Below are 13206 nucleotides of genomic sequence, written 5' to 3'. Positions count from 1 at the left end.
GGATCAATGACCACCCAGACGCCTCCAGGCGGCCAGGATTCCAAACTTGCCTTCACCGCGCTTTTCGTTCGGCGCCCCATTCTCGCAGCCGTTATCAATACGCTTCTGGTCGTCGCCGGTCTGGCGGCACTGGTGGGTGTTGATGTACGTGAATTGCCTGACGTCGATCGTCCGGTTATCACTGTGCGCACCACCTATGACGGTGCCTCACCACAAACCATTGACCAGGAAGTCACGCAGACCATTGAAGGTGCCGTGGCCCGTGTCAGCGGCGTGAAGACTATTTCCTCGCAGTCGCAGTTCGGCAGCAGCCGTGTGACGCTTGAATTCGGCGACAAGGTTGATCTGGCCGTTGCTTCCAATGATGTGCGCGATGCCATCGGCCGCGTCACCAACCAGATGCCTGACGATGCGGACGAACCGCAGATCATCAAGGCGGATTCCGACAGCCAGCCAATCATGCGACTGGCGGTCACTTCGTCGACGCTTGGCATGGAAGATCTAACCAAGCTGGTGAATGACGAGATCATTGACCGTCTGGCCGCCGTTGAAGGTGTGGCCGACGTGGAACTGTCGGGTGATCAGGACAAGGTTTTCCGTATTGATCTCGATCAGGCGGCCCTTGCCAGCCGTGGTCTGACGGTGACCGATGTCTCGACAGCCCTTGGAACGGCTGCACTTGATGTGCCTGCCGGGTCGCTTAAAAGCGCCACGCAGGATATCGTCGTGCGTGCTACTGCAAATCTCACGACACCAGCCGAATTTGAAAACCTGATGGTCAAGGACAAGGTGCGGCTGCGCGATGTTGCCAGCGTCATGCTGGGTGCGGACGATGAAAGCACATCGTTGCGTTCCAACGGTGTTCAAGGCGTTGGTCTTGGTATCGTGCGTCAGGCACAGTCCAACACGCTGAATATTTCCACTGGTGTCAAAGCCGCCGTAGATGCAATGTCGGCCAACTTGCCCGAGGGCACACGTATCGTCATCACCAGTGATGACGCGGTATTCATTGAAGGCGCGCTGCACGAAGTGCAACTGGCGCTTGGCCTCTCCGCTCTTATCGTTGTGGTGGTGCTTTACCTGTTCCTTCGGGACTGGCGGGCAACGCTTATTCCGGCCATCACCATGCCGGTTGCCTTGATCGGAACGATTGTCGCGATCTACATGATCGGTTTTTCGATCAACATTCTCACACTGCTTGCCATCGTTCTGGCGACCGGTCTCGTGGTGGATGATGCGATCGTGGTGCTTGAAAACATCGTGCGTCGTCGCGCCGAAGGCATGGGGCCACGTGCCGCTGCCGTTCTTGGCACGCAGGAAGTTTTCTTTGCGGTTATCGCCACAACAGCAACGCTTGCCGCGGTGTTCATTCCACTGTCCTTCCTGCCCGGCCAGCTTGGTGGCCTGTTCCGCGAGTTTGGTTTCGTGCTGGCCTTTGCTGTTGGCCTATCCTCCATAGTGGCCTTGACACTGTGCCCGATGCTTGCTTCGCGCATGTTGAAACAGGGCGAGCAGGTTCAAACGGGGCCGCTGGCGTGGTTTGGGAAGGTTTTTGCTTCCACCTATAAAAGGACGCTGTCTTCCTGCCTCAACAATCCACTGATTGTCGTTATCGTGGCTGTCGCTTTTGCGGGTGCCTCGTGGGTTGCGTTCGGCTTGGTTCAGAGCGAGTTGACGCCGCGCGAAGACCGCTCGTCGCTGTTCATGCGCGTAACCGCGCCACAGGGTGCCGGCCTTGAATATACCCGTGACCAATTGCAGCGTGTGGAAGAGGGGCTGAAACCGCTGCGCGACAGTGGCGAGATTCGTAATATTTATTCGATCACCGGCATGAATGGTTCGTCCAACACCGGCTTTATCGTGATGACCCTTGCACCTTGGTCAGAACGTGAACGCACGCAAAACCAGATTGCGCAGGATGTGAATGCTGTTGCACAGAAGGTACCGGGTTTGCGCGCCACCGCCCAACAGCCCAACAGTCTGCGTATTCGCGGTGCAGGTAATGGTCTCAGCATGGCGATGGTTGGCAGCAACTATCAGTCCCTGACACAGGCGACACAAAAGCTGCTGCTGGCGATGGACGAAACCGGCATGTTCGACACGCCGCGTTTCGACAATGAACCAAACCAGGCGCAGCTTTCTGTTTCGATCGACCGTGAACGGGCATCCGATCTTGGCATCGACATCACCGGTCTGGCGCGTGCCATGCAGTCGCTGCTGGAAGGTCGCTCAATCGTGGATGTGTTCGTGGATGGCGACGCCATTCCCGTGCGTCTGTTGTCTTCGACCCGACCGATCAATGACCCGACGGACCTTGAAAACATCTTCCTCAAGGCCAAGGACGGCCGGATGGTGCCGATGTCGGTTATTGCGACTTTGAAGGAGACAGCCGTCGCACCGCAGCTTAACCGTGAACAGCAGTTGCCTTCGGTCGGTTTTACGGCCAGCTTGAAGGAGGGTGTGGCGCTGGGTGATGCCGTCGCCAAGGTCAATGAATTGGCGCAATCGATCATGCCGCAGGGTGCACGCCTGTTGCCAATGGGTGAGGCTGCGACGCTCCAGGAAAACTCCAGTGGCATGTTGCTGACCTTCGGTTTTGCCATTGCCATTATTTTCCTGGTGTTGGCCGCACAGTTTGAAAGTGTGCTGAGTTCCGTCATCATCATGTCGACAGTGCCACTTGGTCTTGCCTGCGCCGTGATTGCGCTGCTGGTGACCGGCTCCAGCCTCAATGTTTACAGTCAGATCGGACTTGTGTTGCTGGTTGGCGTCATGGCGAAAAACGGCATTCTGATCGTGGAGTTTGCCAACCACCTGCGTGACCAGGGGGCAACGGTACGTGAGGCGATTGAAAAGGCCTGCAGCATCCGTCTGCGTCCGGTCATGATGACCATGATTGCCACCATTCTCGGCGGTGTTCCGCTGGTTATGGCGCAGGGCGCTGGCGCGGAAGCCCGTATTGCACTCGGCTGGGTTATCGTCGGTGGTCTTGGTTTTGCGACACTGGTGACACTGTACATCACACCGGTGTCTTATGTGCTGTTGGCCCGCTTTGCCAAGCCGCAGGCCGACGAGGAAATCCGTCTGCACCGTGAATTGGAAACAGCCATTCGTCGGCGGGCGTTGGAAGAGGACAAGCAACTTCTTGCGGCGGAGTAACCTGCGGTAAACAAAGTGCTGGCGGGAATGCCAGTGCTGGACAAACATTGTATCGTGTCTCATACCAAGCCGGGCTCGCGTGATAACGTTGAGTCCGGCTTGTGCATTTTGGAGCACTTCGCGTCGTTGCTGATGCTTTAAGGAGATTGTTCCAGCCTATTGAAATAAGCATCGGACCTTTTGAAAATCGGTTGCGATTTTTCTGAAAACCGATGCCGCCGTGGAGATCGCCGATGGCTTTGAAGGATGTAATTTCGGGAACCAGAAACGAGGCGGGCATTGCCAATGTCTTGAAAGTTCTTGCGCAGCAGCTTGGTGACAAGCTCCAGACCGGCCAGTCCTTCCGCGAACAGCACGCCCACACCACGACATACCTGACCACGCAGCTGCCTGACGGCGTGGTGTTTGTTGAAAATGCTGATGATGTAAAGACTGCTGTCAAAGCATGCGCGGAGCATAAGGTGCCGGTCATTCCTTTCGGAACCGGTTCGTCGCTGGAAGGGCAGGTCAATGCGCCATCCGGTGGCATCTCGATTGATTTTACCCGCATGAACCGCATCATCAAGGTCAATGCTGAAGATCTCGACGTGACCGTTGAACCGGGTGTGACGCGCGAGCAGCTCAATACATATCTGCGTGACACTGGCCTGTTTTTCCCGATTGATCCCGGTGCCAATGCCTCGATTGGCGGCATGGCCTCAACCCGTGCCTCTGGTACCAATGCCGTTCGCTACGGTACCATGAAGGACAATGTGTTGTCGGTAACGGCCGTGACAGCGAATGGTGAGGAAATCCGCACCGCAAGACGGGCGCGCAAATCCTCTGCCGGTTACGATTTGACCCGGCTGTTTGTGGGGGCAGAAGGCACGCTTGGCGTTTTGACCTCCGTGACCCTGAGATTGCAGGGTATTCCCGAAAAGATTTCCGGTGGCGTCTGCTCCTTCGATAGCATCAAGGCTGCCTGTCACGCCGTGATCATGACCATCCAGATGGGCATTCCGGTGGCGCGTATCGAGCTTCTGGACGAGGTGCAGATCCGCGCCTGCAATGCCTATTCCGGCCTGTCCTACGAAGAAAAGCCGACACTGTTTCTGGAGTTTCACGGAACGGAAGAAACAACCGCGTTGCAGTCTCAGCAATTTGCCGAGATTGCCGCAGAGTTCGGCAGTTCCGATTTCAAGTGGACAGGCGACGCGCAGGAACGTGCCAAGCTGTGGAAGGCTCGCCATGACGCCTATTGGGCTTGCCGGGCGCTGGCACCGCAGCTCGATGCCTTGTCCACCGATGTCTGCGTGCCGATTTCGCGTCTTGCCGATTGCGTGGTGGAAACACAAAAGGACATTGCTGAAAACGGCTTCCTTGCACCGATCGTCGGTCATGCCGGAGACGGCAATTTCCACGTGCTGGTGTTGTTTGACGGCAAGGATGCTGACAGCATAACCAAGACAGAGGCGTTTGTTGCACGACTGAATCGCCGGGCGCTTTCGATGGATGGCACCTGCACGGGTGAACACGGCATAGGGCAGGGCAAACTCAGCTTCCTGCAGGAAGAATTGGGAGATGCAGTGGATTTGATGCGCGCCATCAAGTCGTCACTTGATCCCGATAACATATTTAATCCGGGTAAGTTGTTCCGGATGAGTTAAGTTCAACAAACCAATCAAAACGGGCAATCAAAGGGACAATCAAAAACGTGTCTTGCCCTTGGTTCAAAAAGAACTAACTTCCTTTCTGTTTTTATGGAGATATCGGGCAGTGCTCGGACGCATTCTTGTTTTTCTGGGCGGACTGCTCGTAGTGGCGCTGTTTGCGGCGCTGCTTGTGCCGTATTTTATCGACTGGACCAGTTTCCGCAGGGACTTCGAGGATCAGGCAAGCCGTATTCTGGGCAAGAAGGTTGTTGTGTACGGTGCTGTGGAAGCGCGTCTTCTGCCGTTCCCTTCGGTTACGCTGCATGATGTGCGCGCTGGTATGGACGCGGATGGATCTCCGCTCATTCAGGTCGCGCGTTTTTCCATGGATGCTGAACTCGCGCCGTTCATGTCTGGTGAAGCGCGTATCTTTGATATGCGCATTGAAGAGCCGAAGGCAAAAATCCGTCTGTTAAAGGATGGTACGCTCGACTGGATGCGCGGCAGCCGCGCCGATATTCCGGCCAAAACCGTTGTGCTGGAAAAGGTCAGCATCGAAGGTGGCCAGATTGAATTTATCGATGAGCAGTCCGGACGCAATCGCACGGTTACCGGCCTGACGGCGGATATGTCCGCCCGTTCGCTGGCTGGTCCCTGGCGCGTGGAGGGACGCGGCGCCATTGATGGACATGCTGGCACATTTTCAATGGCGAGCGGCGAGCCCGACGCCAAACTCGCGCGTATCGGTTTGCGCCTGCGCCTGCTGCCGGATGAGCATCCCGTTGCGGTTGATCTCGATGGTGGTCTTGCGGTTACCGATGGTAAGCCTGTTTACAGCGGCAATTTTACCTTCCAGATCCGTCAGGACGAGAAGGATAAAAAACAGCCGCAGCAGGTGTCTATTTTTTCTGCGCCCCGCACGCAGGGCAAGTTTGAGCTGACCAACGAAAGTGTGCGTGTTCCCGAATACCGCATGGAGTTGGGGGATGCCGGAAATCCTTACATTATCACCGGCGAAGCCACGCTTGATACCGGAACGCAGCCAGAATTTCTGCTGACGGCCGATGGCCAGCAAATCGATGTCAACAGCTTCGCCGTGCCGGTACAGACGGGCAAGACGGCGCGTGTCCCCGTCGTCTCGGTTCGCCAGCGCATTGAAGCTTTTGCGGCCCTGATTGCCCGCATTCCAGTGCCGCAGGTACCGGGCAAGGCCACCATTCGCCTGCCGGCACTTGTTGCCGATGACACGACCATTCGCGATATCAAGCTGGATGTGCGCCCGGCCGGTGCCGGGTGGCAGATTGTCAATGCGGTTGCCATCATGCCCGGACGCACGCAGCTTGAGGCTAGTGGTGCCCTCACACTGACCGGCGGACCGGCCTTTAATGGTGATCTGCTGGTGGCCTCCAACCAGCCGTCGGGCCTGGCCAACTGGCTGTCCGGCACGGTTGATCCGGCAATCAGACAGCTGAGCTCTGCGGGCTTTTCCGCATCCGTATCGCTGACCACCCAGTTGCAGCGGCTGGAAAACCTTGAGCTGGTGATTGGCAATGCCTCGCTGAAGGGCCGTCTGGAACGGGAATCGGCCGAAGGTCAGCCGCCAAGTCTGTCGATTGATCTGGCGGGTAACGAGATTGATCTTGATGCGCTGAAGGCCATTGGCGGCCTTGTCATGGGTGAGCAGGGCGACAGCTCCATTTCCCAGCACCGGATGGCTGCCAGGTTCAAGGCTGACCGCTTCAACGTATCCGGCGTGACCGCCAATGAGGTAGAGACCGCCTTCAGCGTCGACAATGGCGTGCTGAATGTTGAAAAACTGACCGCCGGTGATGTGGCCGGCGCGCAGCTTGATGCCAATGCAAGGCTGGAAGGCTCACTGCTGAATTACGCAGGTAAGGGAACCGTCAGCCTGCGGGCTGCGGATCCGCAGCCATTCCTTGCGATGCTGCAAAAGCATCTGCCCGGCCATCCTATCTTGCAAAGGATGCTCGATAGCGCCAGCTGGTACGTCAATTCCGATCTCAAAGCCGATCTTTCCATCGGTTCCGAAAATGAGGGCATGAGCGTCGCATTATCCGGCACGGTCAATGGCAGCCGGATTTCGGCAGTGGGCAAGGTACCTGATGTTCTGGCGATTACCGATGATACGGCATTTTCGCTGGAATCGGTGTTAAAGAACCAGTCGACCGCTATTCTGTTCGGGCAGGTCGGTTTCGATCCGCTGCCGTTTGATGCAGATGGCGAAGGCCTGGTGTCGCTCAAGATCAATGGCACGCTTGGCAATGCTGCCAATACGGACATTCGTTTCTCGACCGAAAAAACCCATGCAACCATGGTTGGTGCTTTCAACCTTGGTACTGAAAAATTCGGTCAGGGCGCTGGTGACTTCTCGCTGGAGAGCGCGGACATCGAACCCTATCTCATCATGAATGGTGTTTCATTGCCGCAGATTGGCAGCGGCATGGCCACGAAAATGAAGTCCAGAGTTGAGGTTCTGCCAGATGCCATCAAGGTGTCCGGTATCAACGGGCAGACGGCCGGCAATCCGGTTTCCGGTAATTTGACGATGCAACTGGCATCGCCGCACAAGATCGAAGGCGATCTGTCGCTTGGTACGGTTGATCTGGCCTGGCTTGGTGACACCACCTATGGCCCTGTGTTTGACAGCACCCATGGTGGCTTGAATGCCGAGGCTGTTTCCCTGCCAGCTTTCCCGGGCCTCGAGGCATCGGTAATGCTGAAGGCGGGCAATCTGCAGACCGGTATTCTGGAATCCGTGTCGGGATTTTCGACCCGCCTGAACCAGAGCAATGGTCGCCTGTCGCTAGAAGAAATAAACGGCGACTGGATGGGCGGCAAGGTCGCCGGTTCGCTGGTTATGGCAACGGGTGAAAAAGCTGGCATATTCCGTTCGAATATCAAAGTGACCGGCGTCGATCCGCAGGCGCATATGTGGCAGTTTGCCGGTGCACCGGTCGCGACCGGGCGTTTCGATGCCAGCTTCAATGCGGAGGCAACCGGTGCCAGTGTGCATGACATGCTGGTTTCTGCCGGTGGTTCGGGCGACATCCGCGCCAATGGCCTGACGATACGTGGTATCAATGTCGCGGCGTTTGCCCCGCTGCTGGCTGAGGCCGACAAGATTGAAGGCGAGATCGATGCCTCCAAAACCAAGCCGCTGGTCGATGCGCTGATCTATAATGGTGAAGTCAAGGCGGACAGCCTTGTAATGCCGTTCACGATCAACAATGGCATCCTGCGTCTGCAGAATGTCGGCCTGCCGGCTGGCGAAGCCAATCTGACCGGTACGCTGAACCTCGATCTGCTTGAGCAGACAGTGGATGGCAATGTCACGGTTGCTTACAATCCGGGACAGGAAGTACAGGCGGGCGGCGAGCCATCTGTCGGTCTTGTCTATTCCGGCCCGGTTGCTACGCCTTCGGTCAGCACGGACGTGGCGGCAATGAGCGGTTATCTATCGCTGCGGGCATTTGAAAAAGAACGCCGCCGGGTGGAAACCTTGCAGGCCAATATTTTGGAAAAACAGCGCCTGCGCCGCGAGGCAGCCCTTTACGTGACACGCGCCGCCGAGCGACAAGCTGCGCGTGAAAAGGCGGAAGCTGAAGAAAAAGCACGTCTTGCAGAACAAGCGAGAAAAAAAGCTGAGCAGGAAAAGGCGCAGCAGTTGCAGTTCGATATGCAGAACACCATGCCGGTTTCACCGCAAGAGGGTGTAATCCGTCAGGAGCTCGCACCGCCACCTGCAACCGCAACACCTTGAACTGCACAGACAAGAGAAACGGCGCGATGGGCGCCGTTATTCTCCTCGCGGATAACGTTTTGAACTTTCGAGAATATTCAGGTCCATGTGGTTGCGCATGTAGCGTTCTGACGCCTTCTTCAACGGCTGGAAATCCCAAGGGTAATAGGCACCGCTTCTGAGCGCATCATAGACAACATGCCGACGTGCCTGGCTGGCTCGGATATCGCCATCAAAACGCGCGATGTCCCAACGCTGTAATGCCAGCGCTTCCAGCTTCGCAAAAACCTCGGCATAGGCAGGATCAGTCGCAAAGTTGGTGGTTTCCTGTGGATCTGCTTCAAGATCAAAAAGTTGCGGTGGGTCGACTGGGCAAAGCACCAGCTTGTATTGACCATCACGCACACCAACCAGCGGGGCGATGGAGGCCTCGGCAGCATATTCCATGAAGACAGGATCGCGGTCTGCCTTACCATTGGCGATATTGATAAGGCTTTGGCCATCGATCCAGGATGCAAACGGGCTGATGTCGATACCGGCAAGCGCGGCAAGGGTTGGCAGAACATCCAGCGTCGACACCGGTTGCTCGACAAGGCCTGACGGCAGGCCGGGGGCCGAAATCATCAAGGGTACACGCGCCGAGCCTTCATAAAAGCTCATCTTGAACCACATGCCCCGCTCGCCCAGCATATCGCCATGGTCGGACAGGAAAACGATTATCGTATCCTTGTCCATGCGACCGGCCTCGAGCGCATCGAGAATTTCGCCGATCTTCTCATCTATATAGCTGATATTGGCAAAGTAGGCGCGGCGGGAGCGCCGCACATCCTCTGCAGAAATATCGAGCGCCAAGTGGTCGCAGGCATCGAGAATGCGCCGGGAATGCGGGCACTGCTGCTCATAAGGAATTGGCCCGGTCACGGGATCAAGAAAGGCGCAGTCTTCATAGAGATCCCAGTATTTCTGCCGTGTCACATAGGGATCGTGCGGATGGGTGAAGCTGACCGTCAGACTCCACGGCCGGTCATCCAGACGTCGCGATAGATCCCTGATCTTAGCGACGGCGTGGTAGGCGACCTCATCGTCATATTCGAGCTGGTTGGTGATTTCAGCAATGCCCGCATCCTTGACCGAGCCCATATTGTGGTACCACCAGTCGATGCGTTCTCCCGGCTTGCTATAATCCGGTGTCCAACCAAAATCGGCGGGATAGATGTCGGTGGTCAGCCGTTCCTCAAACCCGTGGAGCTGGTCTGGACCGACAAAATGCATCTTGCCCGAAAGGCTGGTGTGATAACCGCCACGGCGCAGATGATGGGCAAAGGTTGGGATGTCGGAGGCAAACTCGGCGGCATTATCATAGACACGAGTACGGCTCGGCAATTGTCCCGACATGAACGAGGCGCGGCCCGGTGCGCAAAGCGGACTGCCGGTATAGGCTGTCGCAAAGCGTGTTGATCTCGATGCCAACCGTCGCAGATTAGGGGCGTGCAGAAAGTCGGCGGGGCCATCCGGAAAGAACAGGCCGTTTAGTTGGTCGGCCATCAGGATCAGGATGTTGGGCTTGCTCATGGTCATTCCAGTCATGCATGTCATGCTTGTGTTACAGCAGTTTCAGGCGAGAGGGCGGAGCAGGGTGCACCGCCCCCTTGTTGTGTCAGGCCTTGCCCTTCCACGGCACCAGCACACGTTCCAGCAAGCGGACCGATGCGCTGAAACCGAAGGCGCAGACGGAGATAATGGCGATGCCGACAAACACCACGTCGGTTGCCAGAAACTGCGCTGCCGACATGATGAGAAAGCCGATGCCCTGTGTTGAGGCGATCAGTTCTGCGGCCACCAGCGTTCCCCAGCCGATACCGAAGGCAATGCGCACGCCGGTCAGGATTTCCGGCAGCGCACTTGGCAGTACGATATGGGAGAACAGCTGCCAGCGCGTGGCACCCAGTGCACGGGCCGCCTGCGCCCGCTCAATCGAAACCGAGCGAACACCCGCCTGGGCCGAGAGACAAATCGGTGCAAACATTGCCAGAAACAGCAGGGCAATTTTCGAGGTTTCGCCAATGCCGAGCCAGATGATCATCAATGGCAGATAGGAGAGAGGCGGTAGCGGCCAGTAAAATTCGATTGGCGTATCAAGGATGCCTTTTGCCCAGCGGTTCAGTCCCATCAACAGACCGATCGGAATTGCCGTTGCCAGCGCAAGTATTGCGGCAAGGCCAATGCGAAACAGGCTTGCGCCGACATGTTCGCCAAGCGATGCACCAGCATAACCATCATTCCAGATGACGAAAAACTGGCGCAGCACCTCACCGGGTTTGGGCAGAAACAGGCTTGGTGTCAGTTTCAATGCGGTTGCAGCCCACCACAGCAAAATGATGATTGCGCCGGTAACCAGGCTGATGGCCAACGTCGGTTTTCCATCGATGCCGAAACCTGCCATGCGAACGGTTTTTTTGCGGGCTGGCGCGGTGGTCTCGGAGGTGTGTGGCCGGGTGTTATCTAGCTCTATCGTTGTCATGCGCTTAACCGCCCCTTCTTGTCGTCGCCATGGAGAATTTCGCGAATTTCTTCGCGCAACAGACCAAATTCCGGTGACAGGTGTATGGATCTGACATCGCCGGTTTCGACAAAACGTTTGACGAAATCCAGTTCGTAACGGGCCACAATCCGTCCGGGACGCGGCGACATGACGATGACATGGGTGCCCAGGAACAGGGCTTCCTCAATGGAATGGGTGATGAAAAAGATGCGTTTGCCCGTGCGGTGCCAGACGGAAATCAGCAGTTCCTGCATCTGTTCTCTGGTCAGGCTGTCCAATGCGCCGAAGGGTTCGTCCATCAACAGAATGTCTGGCTCTGTCGCAAGTGCGCGTGCAATGCCAACGCGCTGGCGCATGCCGCCCGAAAGCTCATAGGGAAAGCTTTTGGTGAAGTCCTTCAAGCCAACGAGCGCTAGCAATTCCTGCGCTTTTTCGTGGCGTTGCCGTTTGCGGGTGCCTGCAAATTTCAAGCCTAGCGCCACATTGTCGAGAACATTGGACCAGGGAAGCAGCGTATCTTTCTGGAAAACCACACCGCGATCAGCGCCGGGGCCGGTAATGGCGCGTCCATTCAGTGTGATTGCGCCTTCCGACAGCGGCAGGAAACCGGCGATAGCATTGAGCAAAGTCGACTTGCCGCAGCCTGATGCGCCAAGGGCCACCACAAAGGCGCCGTCTGGAATATCGATATTCACCCGGTCAAGTGCATGGATGTCACGGCCATCGCGCCCGTCGAAATAGACACTGGCATTTTGAATGCTCAACATTTTTGTTCCCCGATATTGTTGCTCTGGCAACAGAGTGTCCCGCCGGTCTTTGCGACCGGCGGGGATAGGGTTTGCTTCGTATTATCGCGTTACTTCAAAGCGTCCGGCGTCACGAAGGCGGCGTAGCTTGGCAGCACTTCGGAAATCTTGCCCTGGCTTTTCAGGAACTCCGAGGTTTCCTTGAGAATATTGGCAGCACCCGACTTTTCACCGCCGCCAAGCCAGTCGGCAGAAGCCTGCTTTTCCGGTGTCAGAAGATTGAGGTTGGTCAGAGCAGAGGCCTGCTGCTCGGCAGTGCCGCCGAGGAATTTCGCCAATGTCTTGGCATTGTCGCTGTCTGGTCCCCATGCGGCCTTGTCGGTGAGGAAGGAGCCGTAATATTTGTTTATCACGCCGGAAAACGTCTTCAGGAAGTCCGGATTGTCTTTGGCGAATTCACCTGTCGCGACCCAGGCGGAGAAGGTGGGGGCACCTTTTTCGGCGACTTCCTTCGAGGTGATCAACACCTTGCCGTTTTTCTTCAGTTCAGTCAGCGCCGGGTCCCAGACGAAACCGCCGTCAATGTCACCACGGGTATAGGCGGCAACAATTTCAGGCTGGGGGATGGCGAGAACCTGAACATCCTTTTCGCTGAGGCCCAGCGACTTGATCAGTGCCAGAAGCTGATAGTGATCGGTCGACACGGGAGCGGCGGCCAGCTTCTTGCCCTTGAGGTCATCAAGAGATGAGATCTTGGAGGCATTGCTGACAACCAGCGCTTCGTCAGTGCCAGAAATCGATGAAAGGTAGAATGCCTTGACATCCAGACCGCGGGATGTTGCCGATGCGAACGGGCTGGAGCCGACGTAACCGATCTGCACGTCTCCCGACGCAATGGCGGCGAAGATTTCAGCGCCGGAATTGAACTTGCGGAAATCTATCTCGTAACCCGGCTGTGTAAACTCGCCATTGGCAATGGCCACGGAGGAGGGCAGCGCGTCGGTCTGGTAGGCGACAACAATCTTCTTGTCAGCGGCTTCCGCCGTCATGCCTGCAAAGACCACACCCATCGTGGCTGCTGTAATCGTGAGAAACTTCTTGATCGTCATGTAAGCACCTTGTTCGCAGGGTTCCGGTTTCGGATTTGTTGTCCTGGATTAAGAGCATAGTGACGGGTTTCAGGGATAAACAGCAAAATACATCTTTTTAGTGGAGTATTGACGGTATGTGTTTTGCGTAATTTTTGAATAAACCGCACCGATAGTTCCGGTGCTGCGAGGACGTGAAGTAGAACTGTGTGTTTTACCTCTTGCAGTCAGGTACATATCGCGGAAGGTCGTGATATGACCTTTGAGGCAAGCGCCTTGA

7 protein-coding genes are annotated in these 13206 nt (G+C 56.5%); 3 read left to right on the top strand and 4 right to left on the bottom strand.

Annotated features, from left to right (window positions below):
- The first annotated feature begins 6 nt into the window (after window positions 1-6).
- The 3 genes from ACZ5FM_RS10325 (at window position 7) to ACZ5FM_RS10315 (ending at window position 8571) form a co-directional block, all read left to right on the top strand.
- Window positions 7-3159 (top strand): efflux RND transporter permease subunit, encoded by a 3153-nt coding sequence (locus ACZ5FM_RS10325; RefSeq protein WP_250981846.1) that lies wholly within the window; start codon window positions 7-9, stop codon window positions 3157-3159.
- A gap of 233 nt (window positions 3160-3392) precedes the next feature.
- Entirely contained in the window at window positions 3393-4805 is a 1413-nt protein-coding gene (locus tag ACZ5FM_RS10320; RefSeq protein WP_464038614.1) for an FAD-binding oxidoreductase, read from the top strand.
- A gap of 109 nt (window positions 4806-4914) precedes the next feature.
- The gene (locus tag ACZ5FM_RS10315; RefSeq protein ID WP_464038613.1) at window positions 4915-8571 is read left to right on the top strand and encodes an AsmA family protein; all 3657 of its coding nucleotides are present in this window, start codon (window positions 4915-4917) and stop codon (window positions 8569-8571) included.
- 36 nt (window positions 8572-8607) lie between these two features.
- Here ACZ5FM_RS10315 and betC read toward each other — a convergent pair whose 3' ends face one another.
- The 4 genes from betC to tauA all read right to left on the bottom strand — a co-directional run bounded on the left by betC (window position 8608) and on the right by tauA (window position 12908).
- On the bottom strand, window positions 8608-10122 hold the full coding sequence (gene betC, locus ACZ5FM_RS10310) for a choline-sulfatase (RefSeq protein WP_464038612.1): 1515 nt from the start codon (window positions 10120-10122) through the stop codon (window positions 8608-8610).
- Window positions 10123-10207: 85 nt separating this feature from the next.
- Window positions 10208-10993, bottom strand: coding sequence for an ABC transporter permease subunit (locus tag ACZ5FM_RS10305; protein WP_192488875.1), 786 nt, complete (start codon window positions 10991-10993; stop codon window positions 10208-10210).
- 74 nt (window positions 10994-11067) lie between these two features.
- On the bottom strand, window positions 11068-11859 hold the full coding sequence (locus ACZ5FM_RS10300) for a taurine ABC transporter ATP-binding protein (protein ID WP_464038611.1): 792 nt from the start codon (window positions 11857-11859) through the stop codon (window positions 11068-11070).
- Between the two features lie 89 nt (window positions 11860-11948).
- On the bottom strand, window positions 11949-12908 hold the full coding sequence (gene tauA, locus ACZ5FM_RS10295) for a taurine ABC transporter substrate-binding protein (protein WP_464040452.1): 960 nt from the start codon (window positions 12906-12908) through the stop codon (window positions 11949-11951).
- Window positions 12909-13206: the final 298 nt, after the last annotated feature.

It is taken from the genome of Agrobacterium sp. 5Ca50, from assembly GCF_055381905.1.
Note: the sequence above shows the minus strand (reverse complement) of the source record. Positions and strands in the feature narration are given on the sequence as shown.